The sequence below is a fragment of the Tabrizicola sp. T46 genome (assembly GCF_057219895.1).
Map to the genome: position 1 here is coordinate 747,231 of NZ_JBXVVV010000001.1, position 19,612 is coordinate 766,842.

Consider the following 19,612-nt stretch of genomic DNA (forward strand, 5'->3'; position numbering starts at 1 on the left):
GAGGAGGGCGGGGTCAGGCGCGAACGAAGCGGAAGGCGGCCGAGGCACCCCAGCCGGCGATGGCGGCAAGCGCAAGCGAGATCAGCCCGTAGATCAGCGGCTGGTCCTGGGCGAGGTTGAAGATGAACCGCTCCAGCCCCTCCTTTCGCACGCCGATCACCCGTTCCTGCGTGGCGATGACCCGTTTGTCGCGCAGAAGAAAGAGCCGCACCTTGTATTCGCCTTCGGTCAGGTTCGCGGGCAGGACGACATCGGTTCGGAAGAGGGTCTCTTCGGTCAGCTCGACCTTGCCCTGCAGCACACGGAACCGGCCTTCGTTCGTCCGCACGCGCAAAAGCGCTTCGGTGAACTCTTCGGCCTTCTCGGCCTCGGCGGTGATCCCGACCGCGCGGATCACCCGTTCGATGGTGATGCCGTAGCGCAGGTTGTCGGTGTCCGAGAGGATGTGGCTCAGTGGCCCCGTCGTCGCAATGGCGAAGAAGCTGGGCGCGGAATCGACAAGGACCGACGAGGTGTTGACCCAGATGCCCGCGACGCGCGCCTTGCGGCGGACCGTGACGGGGGTGGCGGGGCCTTCGACGGTGATGATGACTTCGAGCGCACCGCGGTCGGTGGGTGCCGGCGTCTCGCGCTTGACCGCGCCGTAGATCAGGATTTCGGAGCCGTCGAAATCGGCAGTGATCGAGACGCGGTTCTGGCTCATCCCGGCGACGATGGATTCTTCGGCCGCTGCGGGCAGGGCGAAGAGGAGGGCCAGGGCCAGCGCACGGATCATGGCAGCACTCCGGGCGCAACGGAGAAAAGCTCGTCCGGGGTGAGCAGGAGGTCGAGAGCGATACGGATCGAGACCGCCAGGACCAGGAGCGACAGAAGGATGCGCAGCTGCTCGGCCTTGAGCCGGACACCGACCCGGGTGCCGATCTGCGCGCCGACGACCCCGCCCAGGATCAAGAGGAGCGCCAGCAGCATGTCGACGGTCTGGCTGGTGACCGCATGCATCACGGTGGTGAAGGCGGTGACGAAGATGATCTGGAACAGCGAGGTGCCGATCACGACCTTGGTCGGCATGCCGAGAAGGTAGATCATCGCGGGCACCATAATGAACCCGCCGCCGACCCCCATGATCGCCGACAGGAAACCAACGGCTGCGCCGATCATCAGGGGCGGGATGACGCTGATGTAGAGGCCGCTGGCGCGGAACTTCATCTTCAGGGGCAGCCCGTGCACCCAGGAATGGACATGCGAACGTCTGATGGGTGCCCCGCCCGCCTTGCGCGACTTGAGGAGCGCCCGCAGGCTTTCCTGGAACATCATCGCGCCGATCAGGCCGAGGAAGACGACGTAGGAGAGCTGGACAAAAAGGTCGATCTGTCCAAGCTCGGTCATCAGCGCGAAGACCCAGACCCCAACGGCTGAGCCAATCAAGCCGCCGCCAAGGAGCACTCCGCCCATGGTGAAATCCACCCCCTTGCGTCTGACCTGGGCAAGGACCCCCGAGATGGAGGAGGCGACGACCTGGTTCGCCCCGGTCGCGACCGCTACCGCGGGCGGGACGCCGATGAAGAAAAGAAGCGGCGTGATCAGAAAGCCGCCGCCGACGCCGAACATCCCCGAAAGAAAGCCCACGATCCCGCCCAGCCCCAGAAGGAGGAAGGCGTTGACCGAAACCTCGGCGATGGGGAGGTAAAGCTGCATGAAGCGGGGCCCGTTCGGGGCAAAAGCGGCGGTATGTTCAAAGGCTTGCGCGCCTTTGGTCTCCAAGTCAAACGCCCAGTCGCCTCATCGGAGAGAACGTAAGTATTCCCGGAGAATCCGTTCCAGTTTTGCCGCACCCAGGGGGGCCATGGCCTTGGTATGCTCGTGGCTGATCTTTTCGTCCGACATGCCGGCGGCCATGTTCGTGATGGTGGAAATGGCTGCGACCTTCAGGCCGAGGAACCGGGCGAGGATCACTTCGGGCACCGTGGACATGCCCACCGCATCGCCGCCCAGGATCTTCAGCATGCGGATCTCGGCCGGGGTCTCGAAGGACGGGCCGGAGTACCAGCAGTAGACGCCTTCGGGAAGCTCCACCCCTTCGCGCACGGCGGCGGCCTTCAGCGCGGCGCGCAGCCCCGGGTCATGCGCGTCGGTCATCGGGACGAATCGCGCGTCGGTCTTCTCACCGATCAGCGGATTGAGGCCGGAGTAGTTGATGTGATCCGAAAGGAGCATCACATTGCCCGGCGGGATGTCGGGACGAAGCGAGCCCGCGGCGTTGGTCAGGATCAGGTCGGTCGCGCCGAGGACCTTCAGGACCTGCAGCGGCAGGAGCATGGCCCGGGGATTGCCATTTTCGTAGTAGTGTTCGCGCGCGCCGAAGACGGCGACGCGGACGCCCTCCAGCGTGCCCACATGCAGGTTCGGGTTGTGGCCCGAGACGCCGACATGGGGAAAGCCGGGCAGGTCGGCATAGGGGATCGCCGTGCCTTGCACCTGCTGCGCGATATGACCAAGGCCGGAGCCGAGGATGAGCCCCAAGCGGACCGGTGCATCCCCGGCACGGGCGCGGATCAGGCTGGCGAGGGATGCGGCATCGGTCATCGGGTGCGCCTCTGGCTGGCCGGGAAGCGGGGGTTTCACACCCCCGCACCCCCGTAGGATATTTGGTCAGAAAGGAAGCACAATTCTAGTCGAATTGTCAGCGTTCCTTGACGTAGGGCTCACCCCCCGCGCGGGGCGGGATAGCCTTGCCGATGAAGCCCGCAAGAACGATGACCGTGAGGATGTAGGGCAGCGCATCAAGTAGGGGTACCGGGACCTTGACCTGAACCACCGCCTCAACCACGTCAGGACGGAGCGCGAGAGCCTGGAAGAAGCCGAAGAGGAGGCAGGCGTAAAGCGCTGCAACCGGACGCCACTTGGCGAAGATGAGCGCGGCTAGGGCGATGTAGCCGCGACCCGCCGTCATCTCACGCCCGAAGCCGGCCTGAAGGGCTGTCGCCATATAGGCCCCGGCAAGGCCGCAGAGGACGCCGGTGATTGCCACGGCGGCAAAGCGCAGGCCCACGACCGAGATGCCGGCGGTATCGACCGCCGCCGGGTTCTCGCCCACCGCACGGAGGCGGAGGCCGAAGCGGGTGCGGTTCAGGACCCACCACGACAGCGGCACCATCGCGAGCGCCACGTAGACGAGGAGCGAGTGGCCGGAGATGACCTCGTAATAGAGCGGGCCGAGGATCGGGACGCCTTGCAGCGCCTCGGCGAAGGGGAGCGTGATCGGGTTGAAGCGCGCAGCACCTTCGAGCGGCGGGGTGCGGCCGCCTTGTGCAAACAGGGCCTGCGCGATCAGCACCGTCAGCCCCGAGGCCAGGAAGTTGAGCGCCACGCCCGAGATGAGCTGGTTGCCGCGGAAGGTGATGGAGGCGATCCCGTGGATCAGCGCGAAGAGCATCGAAGCGGCGATACCGGCGAGAAGACCTGCCCAGACCGATCCGGTAAGGAAGGCAACCGCGCCCGAGGACATGGCGGCGGCAAGCATCTTGCCCTCAAGCCCGATGTCGAAGATGCCCGAGCGCTCCGAGAACAGCCCTGCGAGGCAGGCAAGCAGGAGCGGCGTCGCGAGGCGAAGGGTGGAGTCGAGGATCTGCAGCAGCGTTGCGTAATCCATCACGCGGCCCCCAGTTTCTGGCTGCGGAAGAGGCCGAAGATGCGGGTCAGGAGCATCCGGACCATCATGTCGAGCGCCCCGGTGAAAAGGATCACCAGACCCTGGACGACGATCCGCATTTCCGGCGGGATTTGCAGGATCAGGCCAAGCTCGGCCCCGCCCTGGTAGAGGAAGCCGAAGAGGAGTGCCGCCAGCACCACCCCAAGAGGGTGGTTGCGCCCCATCAGCGCCACCGCGATACCGATGAAGCCTGCGCCTTCGGACGAATTCTGCAGAAGACGTCCCGCCTCGCCCATCACATTGTTGACGCTCATCATCCCGGCCAACGCGCCAGAGATCAGCATGGCGACCATGATGATGTAAACCGGGCTGATCCCGGCATAGCGGGCCGCCGCCTCGGACTTTCCGAAGGCCCGGATCTGGTAGCCAAGCCGCGTGCGCCAAAGAAGAGCCCAGACGACGACGGCCATTGCGAGAGCGAGAAAGAGGGTGACGTTGGCGGGCACACCGGTGAACATCAGTTCGCCCTTCGAGTTCACGCGCTGAAGCCCGTCGGCCCCGATGACCGCATAGAACTGCTGGATGACCGGGATTTCATTGAGGGTGGGCAGGTTTGCTGCCTCGGGGAAGCGCGCCGAGGCCGGATCCATCTGGCCCGCCGGGCGCAGAACGTCGACGAGGAGGTAGACCAGAAGGGCAGCACCGATGTAGTTGAACATGATCGTCGTGATGACGATATGGCTGCCGCGCTTGGCCTGAAGATAGGCCGGGATCGCGGCCCAGGCAGCGCCGAAAAGGGCTGCCCCCAGAGCTGCGGCAGCGAGGGCAACGGTCCAGTGCGGCCAGGGGATGGTATAGAGAAGGACAAGTGCGACCCCAAGGCCGCCGAGCTGCGCCTGCCCCTCGCCGCCGATGTTGAAGAGACCCGCGTGGAAGGCAACGGTCACCGCAAGGCCGGTGAAGATGAAGCTGGTCGTATAGTAAAGCGTGTAGCCCCAGCCATAGGCCGAGCCGAGCGCGCCCTCGACCATGACATTGAACGCCTCGACCGGGCTTTGGCCAATGGAGAGAAGGACGAGGGCCGAGATGATGGCGGCAAGCGTCAGCGAGACGAGGGGGACAAGGACCACATCGGCCCAGCGCGGCAAGCGGTCCATCAGGCGGCTTCTCCCTTCCCGGTCATTCCGGCCATCAGCATCCCAAGCTCGCGCTCGTCCGTCTTCTCGGGGTCGCGGAAGCCCATCAGGCGGCCATCGAACATCACGGCGATCCGGTCGGAGAGCGACATGATCTCGTCCAGTTCCACGCTGACAAGAAGGATCGCCTTGCCCGCGTCGCGCAGGGCCACGATCTGCTTGTGGATGAACTCGATCGCGCCGATGTCGACCCCGCGGGTGGGCTGGCCGATCAGGAGAAGCTCGGGGTTCTGCTCGATCTCGCGGGCAACGACGATCTTCTGCTGGTTGCCGCCGGAAAAGCTTTTTGCGGCTAGGCCGGGGATCGGCGGGCGGACGTCGAACTTTTCCATCTTGCGCCGCGTGTCCTCGCGCAATGCCTCGTTGTCCATGAAGAGGCGGTTCTTCTGGTACTCGGGTTCGTTGAAATAGCCGAAGGCCACGTTTTCCCAGGCGGTGAAGTCAAGGATCAGGCCGTGGTGGTGCCGGTCCTCGGGCACATGGGCGATCCCGGCGCGGCGGCGGCTTTGCCCGTCGGAGCCGGGGCCGGAGAGAGGGAGGTCTGCACCCTTCAGCGTGACGCGACCCGTGGCGCGCATCATGCCGCCAAGCGCGGCAAGGAGTTCGGACTGGCCGTTGCCTGCCACCCCGGCGATGCCGAGGATCTCACCCGCACGGATCTCGAAGCTGACGCCCTTCAGGCGTTCGACCTTGTGTTCGTCGCGGACGCGCAGATCCTCGACCTTCAGGACCACATCGCCCGGGGTTGCGGGCTTCTTCTCGACTTCCAGAAGGACCTTGCGGCCGACCATCAGCTCGGCGAGTTGCTCGGGGCTGGTCTCGGCGGTCTTGACGGTGGCCACCATCGTGCCGCGCCGCATGACTGAAACGTTGTCGGTCGCCTCCATGATCTCGCGCAGCTTGTGGGTGATCAGGATGATCGTCTTGCCCTGGTCCTTCAGCCCTTTCAGGATGCGGAAAAGGTGGTCCGCCTCGGCGGGGGTGAGGACGCCCGTGGGTTCGTCGAGGATGAGGATGTCGGCCTGACGGAAAAGCGCCTTGAGAATCTCCACCCGCTGCTGGTGGCCGACGGACAGGTCCTCGATCAGCGCGTCGGGGTTGACGTCGAGTTCGTAGTCGCGGCTGAGCGTTTCCAGCACCTTTCGCGCCTTCGCGAGGCTGCTGTTGAGCAGCGCCCCTTCCTCGGCCCCCAGCACGACGTTTTCCAGCACGGTGAAGTTCTGCACCAGCTTGAAATGCTGGAAGACCATGCCGATCCCGGCGCGAATGGCACTTTGGCTGTCGGGGATCGGGGTCAGCTTGCCGTTGACGAAGATCTCGCCTGCGTCGGCCTTGTAGAAGCCGTAGAGAATGGACATCAGCGTGGACTTGCCGGCGCCGTTTTCGCCGATGATCCCGTGGATGGTGCCCCTGGGCACAGCGATGTTGATGTCCTTGTTGGCCTGCACCGGACCGAAGGCCTTGGATATGCCCTTCAGTTCGATGGCCATGCTGCTGTCGGCCATATCAACCCCCCGGGTTCGGTCCGCGTGTACCCGCGGCTTCGTCTTGCAAAAGTGCCGCGCCAGAGACCCGGCGCGGCACTGTCAGTCGGTCCTCAGCGGATCAGAAAGAGGCCGCCGGGCAGGTGTTGTCCGACATGTAGTCATGGACCACGAGTTCGCCCGACTTGATCTTGGCCGCGGCTTCGTCGACCGCCGCCTGCATCTCGGGGGTGACGAGAGGAGCATTGTTCTCGTCCATCGCGTAGCCCACGCCGTCGTTGGCAAGGCTCATCACGTTGATGCCGGGGGTCAGGTTCTCGCCTTCCATGAAGGCGTTGTAGACGGCGTTGTCGACGCGCTTCAGCATCGAGGTCAGAACCTTGCCCGGGTGCAGGTGGTTCTGGTTCGAGTCGACGCCGATGGAGAGGATGCCCTCGTCCGCCGCAGCCTGCAGGACGCCCACACCGGTGCCGCCGGCCGCCGCGTAGATCACGTCCGCACCCTGGGCTTTCTGGCCCTTGGCAAGTTCGGCACCCTTCACCGGGTCATTCCAGGCGGCCGGGGTGGTCCCGGTCATGTTCAGGACAACCGTCGCATCCGGGTTCACCGCCTTGACACCCTGGGCATAGCCGCAGCCAAAGCGGCGGATCAGCGGGATGTCCATGCCGCCGATGAAGCCGACGGTGCCGGTCTTGGAGGCGAGTGCCGCCATCATTCCGACGAGGTAGGAACCTTCATGTTCGGTGAAGACCACCGATTTCACGTTCGGCTGATCGACGACCATGTCGATGATCGCGAATTTGGTGTCCGGGAAATCCGGGGCGACGGTGTTCAGCACGTCACCGAAGGCAAAGCCGGTCATGACGACAGGGTTCGCGCCCGATTCCGCCAGACGGCGCAGCGCCTGTTCGCGCTGGGCCTCGGACTGCATCTCAAGTTCCTTGTAGGTGCCGCCGGTTTCCTTGGCCCAACGCTCGGCACCGTTGAAGGCGGCCTCGTTGAAGGATTTGTCGAACTTGCCGCCAAGGTCGAAGATGATCGCAGGCTCGGCCAGTGCGGCGCCGGCGGTCAGGGCGATGGCAGAGGCGCCCAAGAAGGATTTCATGAAGGTCATCGGATGCTCCCGGTCGTTGTTGTTGTCGCTCATGCCTGCCTGCGCTTCCGCGTCCCGCAGAAAGGGGGGAGTCGCTTGCGGCACTTGAACCGAAAGTGAGGTCAGTCGCTTCACCCGGTCAAGGGCTATTCGGCTGAAGTGCGCGTGAATTTGACCGTCCGGTCAGGTTAGGCCGCGCAAAGCCTGTTCCGCCAGCGCCCGCCGCATGACAAGCGCATCGACGGCGCGCCCGTCGGGCGTCGGGTAATAGCCGCGCCGCAGCCCGGCTTCGACGAACCCGGAGCGGGCATAAAGCGCCCGGGCGGTGGCATTGTCCGCCGCGACTTCGAGAAAAGCCTCTTCGGCCTGTCGCAGCCGCGCCTGATAGAGAAATCGGCTGACGAGCCGCAGGCCAAGACCCCGCCGACGTGCCTCGGGCGCTACGGCCAGCGTCAGAAGCTCGGCTTCCCCTGCCACGGCGCGGCCCAAAAGGAAGGCGGCATCGCCCTCGACAAGCAGGAAAGCCAGCGGGTCAGCGAGGAATCCGGCGAATTCCGTCCTGGTCCAGGGGCGCGGCGTGGAGAAGCAGCGTGAATGAAGGGCGGCAAGCTGTTCGGGCGTCACGGCGACACCGTCAGACCGGTCAAATGTGAGGGGTGGACCACTTCGGTCACGGCAGGATCACCGGGGGAGGATCGGCGGGCGGCGCGGCATCGGCCCCGCGCAGGTAGAACGGAGCGGGGCGCGGCTGTGGGATCGCGGCCCGGACCGCGCCGATCCGGGCGATCGCCTCGGCCAGGGGGTAACGGGGCTGACGCGGCTCGACACCCCAGCGACGCGTGATCTCAAGCGCCGCCGACCCGACCAGCGCCTGACCGGGCGCGCACAGCACCAACAGGTCGGAGATGTCTGACAGCCGTGCGGCTTCAGAGCCTTCGGGACCGAAGTCCTGAACGTAGAGTTCGCCTCGCCGAGCATCCTCGACGACGGTGATCGGACGCGGCAGGCCGTACGCCAGCGCTTCGAGCCGTGTTACCCCGACGGCCGGGATACCGAGGCCAAGGGACAGGCCCCGTGCGGCGGCGACAGCGATCCGCACGCCGGTGAAGTTCCCCGGGCCGGTGCCCACGGCCAATGCCCTTAGGTCACCCCAGCCAAGGCCCGCCTCCGCCAGCACCTCTTCCAGCAACGGCATCAGACGTTCGGCCTGGCCTTTCTCCATCGGCTCGTCGCGCAGGATCAGACCGCCTTGCCACAGCAAAGCGGCCGCGCAATGCGCAGCCGATGTGTCGAAGGCGAGAATGGGAAGCTCCTCGTGCGCCTTCGGCTTCTCGTCGCGCAAAGTCCCGCGAAGAGCGACCGAAGGGGAGCGATGAGCCGCCACGGAAATCAGGCCGCGACGGGCCGCACTTCCACGACTTCGGGGATGTAATGCCGCAAGAGGTTCTCGATCCCCATCTTCAGCGTGAGCGTCGAGGACGGGCAGCCCGCGCAGGCGCCCTGCATGTGCAGGTAGACCACGCCGCGGTCAAAGCCGTGGAAGGTGATGTCGCCGCCATCCTGCGCCACTGCCGGACGCACGCGGGTGTCGAGGAGTTCCTTGATCTGGCGGACGATGTCGCCATCCTCGCCCGTGTGTTCGGCATGCCCGCCCGAGGGGGCGGCCTCGCCTTCCATCACCGGGGCGCCGGACTGGAAATGCTCCATGATCGCGCCAAGGATCGCGGGCTTGATGTGCTGCCACTCCACGCCCTCGGCCTTGGTGACGGTCACGAAGTCATTGCCGAAGAAGACGCCGGTGACGCCCCCCGCAGCAAAGACCCGGCGCGCAAGCGGCGATTTCGCGGCCGCTTCGGCGCTGGGGAAATCGGCGGTGCCAAGCTCCAGCACGGTCTGGCCGGGCAGGAATTTCAGCGTCGCGGGGTTCGGGGTGGATTCGGTCTGGATGAACATCCTGGGTCTCCGACTGTTCCTGTCGGATATGCGCCCGCCGGGGCCGGGTGTCAAGGTTTGGAACGATTCTAAACCTGACGGGATCAGAAGATCAGGACCCAGCCCGCATAAAGCCCCGTCGCCGCCAAGGCACAGGCTACGGCGAACGAGCCCAGGTCCTTGGCATTCTTGGCGAAGACCGACCAGCCGGGGGAAAGATGGTCGACCACCTCTTCCAGCGCTGTGTTCAATGCCTCGACCAGAAGCACCAGCAGGCCCAGGAGGACAAGCCCTAGCATCTCCCCCGCCGTGACACCAAAGGCCAGGAACAAGAGCAACAGCACCACGAGCGCCACCACTTCCTGACGGAAGGAAGACTCGCGCCAAAGCCTTTGGGCCCCGGCCATCGAATAGCCTGCGGCCGCGAAGAAATGGGCGACGCCGGTCTTCCGCGGCGGCTTTTCACCGACGGTCATGAGCTGCCAGCCCTGCGGCAGGGACTGGCAAGGTCAAGCTCCGGATCACGCGCCGTTGTCGTGACATCGAGCAACCCGAGGATGGTCGAGAACATGTTGTCGTGGCTCACTTCATTTCCCGCACCGAAGGCCAGGCAGGCCTCTTCAATCGCCAGCGTGTCACGGAACCGTCCCGACATCCAGAGCACCATTGGCACATGGGTCTGGTAATCCGGCGCCATGAAATAGGGCGTGCCATGCAGGTAGAGCCCGCCTTCGCCAAGGCTTTCGCCATGGTCGCTGACATAGAACATCGCCGGGATCACGCCGGTCTGGCGGTCCAGAAGGTCGATTACTTCGGCCAGGAAGCGGTCGGTGTAGGCGATCGTGTTGTCATAGGCGTTGACGATCTCTTCGCTGGAACATTCGGTCAGTTCCGGTGTCTGGCAGGCCGGGGCGAAGGATTCGCCATCCTTCGGATAGCGCAGCCAGTAGCTTGGGCCGTGGCTGCCGATCTGGTGCAGGACGATGACGGTGTTCCCGGTGATCGTCCGGGCCTTGTCCTCCAGGTGTTTCAGGAACACCCCGTCGATGCATTCCGGCTGGCAGAACTCCGCTCCGTCCGCAGCGGTCATCATCCGGGAAGGGACGCGCGCGGCCACATCCTTGTCGCCGGTGTTGTTGTCCCACCATTCGACGGCAAAGCCTGCATGGACGAGAACGTCTAGGAGGTTTTCGGTCGAAAGCCCGCCTTCGTAGGAATAAGCGTCCTGCGTCAGGGGCGAGAACATGCAAGGCAAGGAGGTTGCCGTCGCCGTGCCGCAACTGGTGGCATTCTGGAAGTAGACGATGTCACGCTGCGAAAGTTTGGGGTTTGTGTCGCGCCCGTAGCCGCCGAGGGCCCAGTTCGCCGCCCGCCCCGTCTCGCCGGCGACGATGACCATCAGCACGGGCTTTTCGGCAAGGGCCAGATGTGGCCCCGGCGCAGCATCGCTGCCTGTCGGCTGCACCACGATCTGCGTCGACTTCAGCATCATCCTGGCATAGCGCAGCGCCCCGCCGAGCGGCGCCAGCGGCTGGACCGAGCCCATCAGTTCCTTGTCGGCCCTGAGCACCGTCGAATAGCCCTTGAGGTTGGTGAAGAGAAGCCCGACGACCAATGCCGCCGACCCGGCGGTCAGAAGGACCCAGGACCCGAGGCCCCGCCACATGGTCGCACGGCGGACCGGCAGCCAGAGGACAACGGCGGCAGGGATCACGCCGTAAACCACCACATGCCCAATGAATTGCAGGGTGATCAGGTGCTTCGATTCGGCGAAGGTCGTGGTCATGGCGTTCTGGATCATGTCGCGGTCCACGACCACGCCCAACACGTCGACGTAGTAGGACGTGACCCCAGCGATCAGCAGCAGGGCGACAAGCACGGGCTTCTGCAACCGACGCAAGGCCAATAGCTGGATCACCAGCAGCATCAGCGACCAGACCGCCCCAGCGAAGACCAGCGCCGCAATGGTCTGGCTTTCGAAGATGCGGAAGAGATGCCCCCAGAAGGTCGCGTTGGTCAGCGCCATGAGGTAGCTGGCCACGATCACGTTCAGGACAAGGGGTGAGACGGAAGGGCGACGGTCAGGCGCCAGGTCCTGCGGTGCAACGTTCATGCTGAGGGGAATCCGGGTGGCACCGGACCAAGCCGCCCGGCCCAATTCTCCTACCACCCCGCGCCGCCAAAGGCTGTAAGCGGACGCTTAAGCTGAAAGCCCTCAGCCCCAGCGTGCGACGCCAGGCGCGCTCAGGTAATCTCTTCCAGACGTTCCTTCGACATGTCGCCCGGCACGATGGTGATCGGGATCGGCAGGTTCCCCGAATTCCGGCTCATCGCGGTGACGAGGGGGCCGGGCCCGGCCTTTTCGGTGCCGGCACCAAGGACAAGGACACCGATTTCGGGATCATCCTTCACCTGTGCCAGGATCTCGGCCACCGGGTCCCCCTCACGGATCACGAGTTCCGGGTTCACCCCCTGCTTGTCGCGCATCCACTTGGCGAAGACCTCGAAATGTGCCTCGATCCGCTCGCGCGCTTCGGCCCGCATCAGGTCGGCCACGCCGACCCAGGTCTGGAACTCGTCCGGCGGGACGATCGACAGGATCGTGACGCCGCCCCCCGTATGCGCGGCCCGAAGTGCGGCAAAGCGCATTGCATTCAGGCATTCGCGGCTGTCGTCCAGCACGACCAGGAACTTCCGCATGTCTCTCCCCAAGAGCTTCGGACGATCATGGCCCGGGCAGGCGGGCGAAGGCAAGCCTTACGCGAGTGCCACGACCTTGGGGCTGCTGCGGTGCATCAGCCCGCTGCGGACTGCAAAGAGAATCATCATCGCCGCCCAGAGCCCGTGGTTGCCCAAAGGCCAGAAGACCCCAAGCGCCACGACATAGGCAGCGGCAGCGATCAGCATCAGGCGGCGCATCTCCTGCGTCAGAAGCGCGCCGATGTAGATGCCGTCATAGGCCCAGGCGAGGGCCCCCATCAGTGGGGCCGCCACGATCCAGGGCAGGTAATGCCGCGCCTCGGCCCGCACCTCGGGCGAAGTCGTCATCAGGTCGATCAGCCAGGGCCCGGCCAGCCAGAAGCCCAGCCCCAGGATCACCCCGCTCCAGAATGTCCAGGCAAGCGCCAGCCGAATGGCCTGCCGGACCTCACGCGCGGCCCTTGCCCCGATCGCCTGGCCGACCAGCGTCTCAGCGGCGAAGGCAAAGCCGTCCAGCGCATAGGACAGGATCCCCAGGAACTGCAGCAGCACCTGGTTTGCCGCCAGCGTCACATCGCCGTGCCTGGCACCAAGGAAGACGAACAGCGTGAAGCAAAGCTGCAACGCGACGGACCGGATCATGATGTCCCGGTTGACCGCGAACATCGTCAGCAGCGCCGCGCGGTCCCCGAGCCGGGACCATGCCGCCGCAAGGACCGGGCCGAAGGCGTCGCGGCAGAACCAAAGGCCCAGCGCCAGCCCCGTCCATTCCGCGATCAGCGTCGCCGCCGCCACCCCCGGCACGCCCCAGCCAAGGCCCAGCACGAACCACAGGTCGAGGCAGATGTTCAGCCCGTTGATCCAGAGCTGCAGAAGGAACACCGCCCGGGTCCGTTCGACGCCGACCAGCCAGCCCGTCACCGCGTAAAGCGCGATGGTCGCGGGCGCCCCCCAGATGCGGATCGCCAGGTATTGCCGCGTCAGCGCCTCGACTTCGGCACTCGCCGGGGCCAGCGTAAAGGCCCCCGCAACCAGCGCCACCTGCAGCAGTATCAGCCCAAGCCCCGCACCAAGCCCGACGATCAGCGCCCGCATCAGCACCGCCGCCCGCTCGGCCCCGTCCCCCGCGCCCTGCGCCTGGGCGGCAAGCCCGCTGGTTCCCATCCGAAGGAATCCGAAGACCCAGTAAAGCGTCGCAAGGATCACCGCCCCAAGGCCCACCGCGCCGATCGGGGCCGCCTGACCCAACTGGCCCACGACGCCCGTGTCGACCGCACCCAGAAGCGGCACCGTGGCGTTTGACAGGACGATCGGCCCCGCGATCCGCCACATCCGCCCGTGGGTAACCTCGGTCATTCCCCCTTGACCGGGGGCATCAGGAAATGGCCGGTGCCCTGTGCAAAAAGCCGGGCGCGGTTGTCCTGCCATGCCTCGACATGAACGCTTGCATAGCGCCGCCCCGACCGGTTCACCCGGGCGCGGGCATAGGCGTCGCGCGGAAGGCCGGCGCGCAGGTAGTCGATGGTGAAGTCGATGGTCTTCGGCAGCCGCAGGGGGCCTTCGGGCAAAACGCCATCGGCCTCGACCCCGTCCCAAAGCGTGCTCCACGCGAGTTCGATCATCGCCGCGACTTCAAGGAACCCCGCCGTCGCCCCGCCGTGAAGGGCTGGCAGCATCGGGTTGCCGATCAGATCATCGCGAAAGGGCAGGACGGCGGTCAGCTCGTCCCCGCGCCGGTCGAACTGGATGCCGAGAAAGCGGATGTAGGGCACCCCATCGACCAGCGTCCGCAACAGCGCCTCGCGCCGCTGCTTGATGACCGCCACCGGCTCGGGCCGCTTCATCGCGCCCCCCGTTCCACCGTGAACGCCCCGGTTGCCATCGCCACCGGGCGGTCGGCGTCGTCATCAGTTGCAACGGCGCGCACGAAGGCCACGCTCCGGGTGACATGGTGGCACTCGGCCCGCGTCCGGATCGTCTGGCCGGGCGTCGCCGGTCGCATGTAGTCGATGCGGAGATCAAGCGTCGCGGTCGAGATGCCCCCCGCAGGATGACACATCACCGCCGCGCCTGACGCGGTGTCCATCAGCGCCGAAACCGCGCCCCCATGGATGACGCCCGTCTCTGGATCACCGATCAGCCGCGCGTCATAGGGCATCGAGATGACCGCGATGCCTTCGGAAATCTCGTCAAGCTGCATCCCCAGCGCCTGTGCATGCGGCAGGGCTTCGATGAACTGTCGGGCAATGCGGGTGATATCGGTCATGGGACTTTCATCAAACCCCCGGGACCGGGCGAAGGCAAGACCCCGCCGAAACCGTTGCACCAAAGCCCGTGTCACCCTAGGCTAATCCACCGGGAGGACCGCGCATGACCGAAACTCGGCTCAGCTTCAAAGAGATGTGCGCGATGTTCGACGTGACACCTCGCACCCTGCGCTATTACGAATACATCGAGCTTCTGGCCCCCGAAAAGGAAGGCCGCGCCCGGTTCTACGGCCCGCGCGAGGTGGCGCGGATGAAGCTGATCCTGCGCGGTCGCCGCTTCGGCTTTTCGCTGGAGGAGATCCGCCAGTGGCTGCTGATCTACGGCAAGAAGGGCGAACGCCCGCAGCTTGAATCCTGGCTGCAGCTGGCCGACCGCCAGCTTGTCGAACTGCAGCGCCAGCGGGATGAACTGGAGGCCTCGCTTGCCGACCTTCGCGCCCTGCGTGAGACGGCGGTGCAGGAACTGGCAAAGCTGTCCTGACCGGAAGCCCGAGAATTTTCGACGAAAATTCTTAGGTCTCCGCGCGCCAGATCGCACCCAGCATCGCCTGCAACGCCTCCAGCGCCAGGGCGGCATCCTCACACTCCGGCCCGATCCGGACCGCAACCGTCTGTGCCCAGCCGAAGGTGCTGGCCATCTCGGGCTTCAGCGTGATCTCGATCCCCTTCGGTCCCGAGGTGACATCCTGGATGCCATCCTCGGCCCCGAAGCCTTCGTCGTTCACCTCGAACCAGACCGGCCCGCCGCCGACCGGCTGGCGGAAAAGGACGTAGCCTTCCTCTTCATCCTCGCCCTCGGCGAAGCCGATGAAGAGCTGGCCCTCGTCCTCAACGACCGACCCGTAGGCCGCTTGGATGGTGATGTCGGCCATCAGGTCAGTACCACTTGGCCACGGGCGGGAGGCTCATGAGCACGGCATTCGCATCATGCCCGGTTTCCAGCCCGAACTTGGTGCCCCGGTCGTAGACAAGGTTGTACTCGGCATAAAGCCCGCGGTGGCGCAGCTGCGCCTCGCGGTCCTCGTCGGTAAAGGGCGTGTCGGCGCGCTTTTCCGCAAGAGGCAGGAAGGCCGGCAGGAACGCCTCGCCCACCGATTGAGTGAAGGCGAAGTCCGCTTCCCAGTCGCCGGTCGCAAGGTCGTCATAGAAGATGCCGCCTACGCCCCGCGCCCGGCCCCGATGCGGGACGAAGAAGTATTCATCGGCCCAGGCCTTGAAGCGGGTGTAATAGTCAGGGGAATGCGCATCGCAGGCGCCCTGCATTGCGCCATGAAAATGCGCGGTATCGTCGGCGTATTCGATCGCGGGGTTGAGGTCGGACCCGCCGCCGAACCAGGCGGCCCCCGGCGTCCAGAACATCCGTGTGTTCATGTGGACCGCCGGCGCATGGGGGTTCTGCATATGGGCGACAAGGCTGATCCCGCTGGCCCAGAAGCGCGGGTCGCGGTCCATCCCCGGCACGCCCCGCGCGGCCATAGCCTTCTGCGCCCGCTCGCCCAGAACCCCATGCACCTCGGACCAATTGACCCCCACCTTCTCGAAGGCCCGCCCGCCGCGCATCACGCTCATGATCCCGCCGCCGCCATCGGCGCGCGTGGTCGGCGTCACCTCGAACCGCCCGGGCGCACCGGGACCGGCCACGCGATCCTCCAGCGCCTCGAAGGCTGCGACGATCCGGTCGCGCAGGGTGTGGAACCACTCGGCCGCGCGGACCTTGCGACTGTCAAACGGATCGGTCATCCTTATGTCTCCAGCTTCTGACATCGCCATGCCTAGCACCCCGGCGCGGCGCTTTCCACCCGAAGGAACGGGGCCATGATGAAACGCCTTTCCGTCCTTGCGCTTGCAGCACTTGCGGCCTGCGGCACACCGCAGGAACAATGCATCAGCCGCAGCACGCGCGACCTTCGCACCGTCGACAGGCTGATCGTGGAAACCGAAGGCAACCTGAAGCGCGGCTACGCTCTGGAGACCGTGACGCGCTATGAGGACTTCTGGGACACCTGTTTCGAGCCGGCAGTGGTCAACGGACAGACCACAATCGTGCCGAGGATGTGCCGGCGCGAGGTATCCTACACCGAGCAGCGGCCTAAGGCGATCGACCTGAAGGCCGAGGCGCAGAAGCTGGACGGCCTGAAGGCAAAGCGCAGCGAACTTGCCAAGGCTGCGGCACCGCTGATCGCCCAGTGCAAGGTCGACTACCCGGAATAGGTGCCGGCCAGCATCAGTGGGCGGGCGCTTCCACGGCGTCCAGCAGGCTCCGCCCGCCGTCCACCGCCAGAACCTGCCCGGTGATGAACCCCGCTGCGTCCGACGCGAGGAACTGGACGGCCTCTGCCACTTCGGAAGCGGCAGCGATCCGGTTCAGCGGCGTGCCGGCAATGATCTGGTCACGGTAGTCCGGCTGTTCCTTCAGCCGCACCTTCAGGCTTGCGCTCATCACGCTGCCGAAGGCGACGGCGTTCACGCGGATCCCCTTCGGCGCCAGCGCCAGCGCCAGCGACCTCGTCATCTGGTCCAGAGCCGCCGCGGCCATCGAATAGCCCAGGAGTTCCGGCCGCGTCACCTGTGCGGTGATCGAGGAGATGCTGACGATCGAACCCAGCATGGTGCCCGGCTCCAGCTCGGCGCGCTGCCCGTGCTGGATCATCCGCTTGGCGGTCATCTGCGACATCCGCAGCGCCGCGAGCACGTTCTGCCGCCAAAGTTCGTCTACCGCGTCCTCGTCGGGATGCAGCGCGTTCGACACGGCCATCCGGCGGTTGGCATTCACCAGGATGTCGACACGGTCGAAGGCGTCGACAGTGGCCGACAGCAGGTTGGCGATGGTCAGTTTCTCACAGAGGTCACCGGCGAACATGCGGATCGGGCCTTCGCTCCGGGCTTCCTCGCCCACCTCGGCCTCAAGCCGCTCTTCGTCACTATCGGCGAAGACCACGTTCGCACCCTTGTCCACCAGATGCCGTGCGATGGCGAGGCCGATGCCCGTCGCAGCGCCGGTCACGATGGCAGTCTTGCCGGAAACGGAAAAGGACATGGGGATTGCTCCGGGTCTGTCAGGGTTTTGCCCGTCTGGGCTTGGTGGCATGGATCACGCGGAAGCTGGCGTTTCCGGCGACCTCTTCATGATGCAGGAAGCTTTCGGCCAGGACCGCATCATAGGGAAGATGACGGTTCTGGACCAGCCAGAGGCCGCCATCAGGGGCCAGCATCCTGCGGGCGGCACGGATGAAGCCGGCACCCAGGGCCGGGTCGGCATCGCGCCCGGCATGGAAGGGCGGGTTCATCACCACGGCGTCAAGCAGGCTTTCAGCCCGCCAGGTCGTGGCATCCGCCCAGTGAAACCGCGCGCGGGGATCGGTCACGTTGACCCGCGCGCAGTCAAGCGCATCGGCTTCGGCCTCGACAAGGTCCAGACGCTTGACGCCCGGGCGCTTCAGGATTTCGGCGGCAAGGAACCCCCAGCCCGCGCCAAGGTCGGCGACCTTGCCCGAAAGCTTTGCCGGCAGCGCCTCGGCCAGAAGGACCGACCCACGGTCCGGCCCGTCCGCCGAAAAGATGCCGGGCAGGGTCTGGAACCCGTCCACCACCGCAGGGCGTGCCAGCCAGTCCGAAAGGTCCGGCCCGGCGACGAAAGTCGCCAGCTTGCCATGCGACTTCGACAGACTTTCCGACAGCGGCACCCGGGCGCGCAGGTCCTTCAGCGCTGTGTCGATCCCGTCGGTCTTCTGCCCGTCCACGGCGATCACGCCGCCGGGCGCCACCTCCGCCGCGGCCCGGGCGATCAGCGCCCGCCCCGCCTCTCGCGAACGGGGCAGACAGACCAGCGCCGCCGCATAGGGTGACGCCGGGGTCACCGACCGGCCTTGCGCGAAATGGTCGTGGTCCGGCTTGAACCCGGTCAGCACCACGGTCCGGTTCTGCGGCAGGTCCGCAAGATCGTCGCCGATCCGCGGGCGGTAAACCGCGATCTGCCCGGTCGAGGGCAGGGTGAGCGCACCGGTCTCCAGTGCCAGGGACAGTCTTTGCGATCGCATGGGCGGGGGACAGACCCCCTAGGACCTTCTGCCGGGAAGATGCACGATCATTCCTTTTCCATCGTGCATTGCAGCGGGTGCTGGTGGCGCCGCGAGAAATCCATCACCTGCGCCACCTTGGTCTCGGCCACCTCGAAGCTGAACACGCCGACGACCGCCAGCCCCTTCTTGTGCACCGTCAGCATGATGTCGAAGGCCTGGGCGTGGTTCAGACCGAAGAACCGCTCCAGCACATGGACGACAAACTCCATCGGGGTGTAGTCGTCGTTCAGAAGGAGGACCTTGTAAAGCGGCGGCCGCTCGGTCTTGGTCTTCGTCTTGGTCAGGAGCGAGGTGTCGTTCCCCGGCCCACCCGTCTTGTCGGACATGGTCAACGGGCGCATCGACACGGGCTTCTCGGCTCCTTGGATTCGGGGGTTGCAACGGATTAGTGAAATATAGCCTTTTTTGGCGGGGCGAAAAGGGGCAGCGTTCGGAACAGGCGACGGAGGGGACATGCTGACCACGATTGGGTTCGATGCCGACGACACACTTTGGCAGAACGAGGCCTTCTTCCGCCTGACCCAGGACCGCTTCGTCGCCCTTCTGGCCGACCATGCCGCCCCCCACCACCTGGCCGCGCGGCTGGAAGCCGCCGAACGGCGCAACCTTGGCCACTATGGCTTTGGCGTGAAGGGCTTCACCCTGTCGATGATCGAAACCGCGATCGAGGTGACCGAAGGCCGCGTCCCCGCCAGCGTGATCGCCGAGATCATCGCCGCCGGGCGCGAGATGCTGGAACACCCGATCGAGCTTCTGCCGCATGCCCGGGCAACGGTGACTGCGCTGGCCGCCGAATACCGCGTGATCCTCATCACCAAGGGCGACCTCTTGGACCAGGAACGCAAGCTTGCACAATCTGGCCTTGGCGACCTTTTCCAGGCGGTCGAGATCGTCAGCGACAAGACCGAAACCACCTATCGCGCCGCTTTCAGCCGTCACGGAACCGGCTCGGATCAGGCGATGATGGTGGGCAACTCGCTGAAATCCGACGTCATTCCTGCCCTTCAGTCCGGGTCGTGGGGTGTTCATGTTCCGCATGGCATGACCTGGGCGCTGGAAGCTGCGGATCCGCCGGTCGGACACCGGCGGTTTCACGTGATCGACGACATGGGGCAGTTGCCCGCCCTTGTCGACAGCCTGCGACCCTGACGCAACAAGTAGCATCCACACCTTCTTGGCCACGCAAGATATGGCTTCTCGCCGGCAGTGGTG

The 19,612-nt window shown here is 65.6% G+C and carries 24 protein-coding genes; 3 read left to right on the plus strand and 21 right to left on the minus strand.

All coding sequences use genetic code 11. The features are described from left to right. Positions 1-13: 13 nt before the first annotated feature. The 16 genes from AC2D9V_RS03820 to AC2D9V_RS03895 all read right to left on the minus strand — a co-directional run bounded on the left by AC2D9V_RS03820 (position 14) and on the right by AC2D9V_RS03895 (position 14,320). On the minus strand, positions 14-775 hold the full coding sequence (locus tag AC2D9V_RS03820; protein ID WP_484712708.1) for a TIGR02186 family protein: 762 nt from the start codon (positions 773-775) through the stop codon (positions 14-16). Then, positions 772-1,695, minus strand: a complete 924-nt coding sequence (locus AC2D9V_RS03825; RefSeq protein ID WP_484712709.1) for a sulfite exporter TauE/SafE family protein — start codon at positions 1,693-1,695, stop codon at positions 772-774. Before AC2D9V_RS03825 ends, AC2D9V_RS03820 begins: the two co-directional genes overlap by 4 nt. A gap of 84 nt (positions 1,696-1,779) precedes the next feature. Further along, positions 1,780-2,583 carry a purine-nucleoside phosphorylase gene (locus tag AC2D9V_RS03830; RefSeq protein WP_484712710.1) on the minus strand — a complete coding sequence of 268 codons (804 nt, stop codon included), beginning with the start codon at positions 2,581-2,583 and terminating at the stop codon, positions 1,780-1,782. A 97-nt stretch (positions 2,584-2,680) separates the two neighbouring features. Beyond that, on the minus strand, positions 2,681-3,649 hold the full coding sequence (locus AC2D9V_RS03835; protein ID WP_484712711.1) for an ABC transporter permease: 969 nt from the start codon (positions 3,647-3,649) through the stop codon (positions 2,681-2,683). Beyond that, positions 3,649-4,806 carry an ABC transporter permease gene (locus tag AC2D9V_RS03840; RefSeq protein WP_484712712.1) on the minus strand — a complete coding sequence of 386 codons (1,158 nt, stop codon included), beginning with the start codon at positions 4,804-4,806 and terminating at the stop codon, positions 3,649-3,651. Before AC2D9V_RS03840 ends, AC2D9V_RS03835 begins: the two co-directional genes overlap by 1 nt. Then, positions 4,806-6,350, minus strand: coding sequence for an ABC transporter ATP-binding protein (locus tag AC2D9V_RS03845; RefSeq protein WP_484712713.1), 1,545 nt, complete (start codon positions 6,348-6,350; stop codon positions 4,806-4,808). Before AC2D9V_RS03845 ends, AC2D9V_RS03840 begins: the two co-directional genes overlap by 1 nt. 100 nt (positions 6,351-6,450) lie before the next feature. Continuing rightward, the gene (locus tag AC2D9V_RS03850) at positions 6,451-7,443 is read right to left on the minus strand and encodes a BMP family lipoprotein (protein WP_484713397.1); all 993 of its coding nucleotides are present in this window, start codon (positions 7,441-7,443) and stop codon (positions 6,451-6,453) included. A 162-nt stretch (positions 7,444-7,605) separates the two neighbouring features. Next, positions 7,606-8,046 carry a ribosomal protein S18-alanine N-acetyltransferase gene (gene rimI / locus AC2D9V_RS03855; protein ID WP_484712714.1) on the minus strand — a complete coding sequence of 147 codons (441 nt, stop codon included), beginning with the start codon at positions 8,044-8,046 and terminating at the stop codon, positions 7,606-7,608. Positions 8,047-8,092: 46 nt separating this feature from the next. Next, a complete protein-coding gene (gene tsaB / locus AC2D9V_RS03860; RefSeq protein ID WP_484712715.1) occupies positions 8,093-8,764 on the minus strand; it encodes a tRNA (adenosine(37)-N6)-threonylcarbamoyltransferase complex dimerization subunit type 1 TsaB in 672 nt (223 codons plus the stop codon). Between the two features lie 47 nt (positions 8,765-8,811). Further along, entirely contained in the window at positions 8,812-9,375 is a 564-nt protein-coding gene (locus AC2D9V_RS03865) for a NifU family protein (RefSeq protein ID WP_484712716.1), read from the minus strand. Between the two features lie 83 nt (positions 9,376-9,458). Then, positions 9,459-9,830, minus strand: coding sequence for a diacylglycerol kinase (locus AC2D9V_RS03870; RefSeq protein ID WP_484712717.1), 372 nt, complete (start codon positions 9,828-9,830; stop codon positions 9,459-9,461). Then, positions 9,827-11,467, minus strand: coding sequence for a phosphoethanolamine transferase (locus tag AC2D9V_RS03875; protein WP_484712718.1), 1,641 nt, complete (start codon positions 11,465-11,467; stop codon positions 9,827-9,829). The genes AC2D9V_RS03870 and AC2D9V_RS03875 overlap by 4 nt, the downstream gene beginning before the upstream one ends. 131 nt (positions 11,468-11,598) lie before the next feature. Continuing rightward, on the minus strand, positions 11,599-12,054 hold the full coding sequence (locus AC2D9V_RS03880) for a universal stress protein (protein ID WP_484712719.1): 456 nt from the start codon (positions 12,052-12,054) through the stop codon (positions 11,599-11,601). Between the two features lie 57 nt (positions 12,055-12,111). Beyond that, positions 12,112-13,410, minus strand: a complete 1,299-nt coding sequence (locus AC2D9V_RS03885; protein ID WP_484712720.1) for an MATE family efflux transporter — start codon at positions 13,408-13,410, stop codon at positions 12,112-12,114. Beyond that, entirely contained in the window at positions 13,407-13,898 is a 492-nt protein-coding gene (locus AC2D9V_RS03890; RefSeq protein WP_484712721.1) for a PaaI family thioesterase, read from the minus strand. Before AC2D9V_RS03890 ends, AC2D9V_RS03885 begins: the two co-directional genes overlap by 4 nt. Continuing rightward, entirely contained in the window at positions 13,895-14,320 is a 426-nt protein-coding gene (locus AC2D9V_RS03895) for a PaaI family thioesterase (RefSeq protein WP_484712722.1), read from the minus strand. The genes AC2D9V_RS03890 and AC2D9V_RS03895 overlap by 4 nt, the downstream gene beginning before the upstream one ends. 104 nt (positions 14,321-14,424) lie before the next feature. Here AC2D9V_RS03895 and AC2D9V_RS03900 point away from each other — a divergent pair, with 104 nt between their 5' ends. After that, positions 14,425-14,802 (plus strand): MerR family transcriptional regulator, encoded by a 378-nt coding sequence (locus AC2D9V_RS03900; protein WP_484712723.1) that lies wholly within the window; start codon positions 14,425-14,427, stop codon positions 14,800-14,802. A 31-nt stretch (positions 14,803-14,833) separates the two neighbouring features. On the opposite strand, the gene AC2D9V_RS03905 is transcribed toward AC2D9V_RS03900, so the two are convergent. Then, complete coding sequence (locus tag AC2D9V_RS03905) at positions 14,834-15,193, minus strand: hypothetical protein (RefSeq protein WP_484712724.1); 360 nt, start codon at positions 15,191-15,193, stop codon at positions 14,834-14,836. Between the two features lie 4 nt (positions 15,194-15,197). Further along, positions 15,198-16,061, minus strand: coding sequence for an oxygen-dependent coproporphyrinogen oxidase (gene hemF / locus AC2D9V_RS03910; RefSeq protein WP_484712725.1), 864 nt, complete (start codon positions 16,059-16,061; stop codon positions 15,198-15,200). A gap of 75 nt (positions 16,062-16,136) precedes the next feature. On the opposite strand from hemF, the gene AC2D9V_RS03915 reads away from it, so the two are divergent. Continuing rightward, the gene (locus tag AC2D9V_RS03915; RefSeq protein WP_484712726.1) at positions 16,137-16,532 is read left to right on the plus strand and encodes a hypothetical protein; all 396 of its coding nucleotides are present in this window, start codon (positions 16,137-16,139) and stop codon (positions 16,530-16,532) included. A 13-nt stretch (positions 16,533-16,545) separates the two neighbouring features. Here the strand turns inward: AC2D9V_RS03915 and AC2D9V_RS03920 are convergent, their stop codons facing one another. From AC2D9V_RS03920 to clpS, 3 genes are read right to left on the minus strand one after another with little or no spacing between them, the layout of a single operon-like run. After that, on the minus strand, positions 16,546-17,358 hold the full coding sequence (locus tag AC2D9V_RS03920; protein WP_484712727.1) for an SDR family NAD(P)-dependent oxidoreductase: 813 nt from the start codon (positions 17,356-17,358) through the stop codon (positions 16,546-16,548). 19 nt (positions 17,359-17,377) lie between these two features. Beyond that, the gene (locus AC2D9V_RS03925; RefSeq protein WP_484712728.1) at positions 17,378-18,358 is read right to left on the minus strand and encodes a class I SAM-dependent methyltransferase; all 981 of its coding nucleotides are present in this window, start codon (positions 18,356-18,358) and stop codon (positions 17,378-17,380) included. Positions 18,359-18,405: 47 nt separating this feature from the next. Then, the gene (clpS, locus tag AC2D9V_RS03930) at positions 18,406-18,726 is read right to left on the minus strand and encodes an ATP-dependent Clp protease adapter ClpS (protein ID WP_484713398.1); all 321 of its coding nucleotides are present in this window, start codon (positions 18,724-18,726) and stop codon (positions 18,406-18,408) included. A gap of 127 nt (positions 18,727-18,853) precedes the next feature. On the opposite strand from clpS, the gene AC2D9V_RS03935 reads away from it, so the two are divergent. Further along, on the plus strand, positions 18,854-19,549 hold the full coding sequence (locus tag AC2D9V_RS03935; protein ID WP_484712729.1) for an HAD family hydrolase: 696 nt from the start codon (positions 18,854-18,856) through the stop codon (positions 19,547-19,549). Positions 19,550-19,612: the final 63 nt, after the last annotated feature.

What these genes read in the sequence shown, in the direction of transcription:
- AC2D9V_RS03820 (WP_484712708.1), bottom strand. Translation starts at nt 775, where the DNA reads ATGATCCGTGCGCTGGCCCTGGCCCTCCTCTTCGCCCTGCCCGCAGCG.
- AC2D9V_RS03825 (WP_484712709.1), bottom strand. Translation starts at nt 1,695, where the DNA reads ATGCAGCTTTACCTCCCCATCGCCGAGGTTTCGGTCAACGCCTTCCTC.
- AC2D9V_RS03830 (WP_484712710.1), bottom strand. Translation starts at nt 2,583, where the DNA reads ATGACCGATGCCGCATCCCTCGCCAGCCTGATCCGCGCCCGTGCCGGG.
- AC2D9V_RS03835 (WP_484712711.1), bottom strand. Translation starts at nt 3,649, where the DNA reads ATGGATTACGCAACGCTGCTGCAGATCCTCGACTCCACCCTTCGCCTC.
- AC2D9V_RS03840 (WP_484712712.1), bottom strand. Translation starts at nt 4,806, where the DNA reads ATGGACCGCTTGCCGCGCTGGGCCGATGTGGTCCTTGTCCCCCTCGTC.
- AC2D9V_RS03845 (WP_484712713.1), bottom strand. Translation starts at nt 6,350, where the DNA reads ATGGCCGACAGCAGCATGGCCATCGAACTGAAGGGCATATCCAAGGCC.
- AC2D9V_RS03850 (WP_484713397.1), bottom strand. Translation starts at nt 7,443, where the DNA reads ATGACCTTCATGAAATCCTTCTTGGGCGCCTCTGCCATCGCCCTGACC.
- AC2D9V_RS03865 (WP_484712716.1), bottom strand. Translation starts at nt 9,375, where the DNA reads ATGTTCATCCAGACCGAATCCACCCCGAACCCCGCGACGCTGAAATTC.
- AC2D9V_RS03870 (WP_484712717.1), bottom strand. Translation starts at nt 9,830, where the DNA reads ATGACCGTCGGTGAAAAGCCGCCGCGGAAGACCGGCGTCGCCCATTTC.
- AC2D9V_RS03875 (WP_484712718.1), bottom strand. Translation starts at nt 11,467, where the DNA reads ATGAACGTTGCACCGCAGGACCTGGCGCCTGACCGTCGCCCTTCCGTC.
- AC2D9V_RS03880 (WP_484712719.1), bottom strand. Translation starts at nt 12,054, where the DNA reads ATGCGGAAGTTCCTGGTCGTGCTGGACGACAGCCGCGAATGCCTGAAT.
- AC2D9V_RS03885 (WP_484712720.1), bottom strand. Translation starts at nt 13,410, where the DNA reads ATGACCGAGGTTACCCACGGGCGGATGTGGCGGATCGCGGGGCCGATC.
- AC2D9V_RS03890 (WP_484712721.1), bottom strand. Translation starts at nt 13,898, where the DNA reads ATGAAGCGGCCCGAGCCGGTGGCGGTCATCAAGCAGCGGCGCGAGGCG.
- AC2D9V_RS03895 (WP_484712722.1), bottom strand. Translation starts at nt 14,320, where the DNA reads ATGACCGATATCACCCGCATTGCCCGACAGTTCATCGAAGCCCTGCCG.
- AC2D9V_RS03900 (WP_484712723.1), top strand. Translation starts at nt 14,425, where the DNA reads ATGACCGAAACTCGGCTCAGCTTCAAAGAGATGTGCGCGATGTTCGAC.
- AC2D9V_RS03905 (WP_484712724.1), bottom strand. Translation starts at nt 15,193, where the DNA reads ATGGCCGACATCACCATCCAAGCGGCCTACGGGTCGGTCGTTGAGGAC.
- hemF (WP_484712725.1), bottom strand. Translation starts at nt 16,061, where the DNA reads ATGACCGATCCGTTTGACAGTCGCAAGGTCCGCGCGGCCGAGTGGTTC.
- AC2D9V_RS03915 (WP_484712726.1), top strand. Translation starts at nt 16,137, where the DNA reads ATGATGAAACGCCTTTCCGTCCTTGCGCTTGCAGCACTTGCGGCCTGC.
- AC2D9V_RS03920 (WP_484712727.1), bottom strand. Translation starts at nt 17,358, where the DNA reads ATGTCCTTTTCCGTTTCCGGCAAGACTGCCATCGTGACCGGCGCTGCG.
- AC2D9V_RS03925 (WP_484712728.1), bottom strand. Translation starts at nt 18,358, where the DNA reads ATGCGATCGCAAAGACTGTCCCTGGCACTGGAGACCGGTGCGCTCACC.
- clpS (WP_484713398.1), bottom strand. Translation starts at nt 18,726, where the DNA reads ATGTCCGACAAGACGGGTGGGCCGGGGAACGACACCTCGCTCCTGACC.
- AC2D9V_RS03935 (WP_484712729.1), top strand. Translation starts at nt 18,854, where the DNA reads ATGCTGACCACGATTGGGTTCGATGCCGACGACACACTTTGGCAGAAC.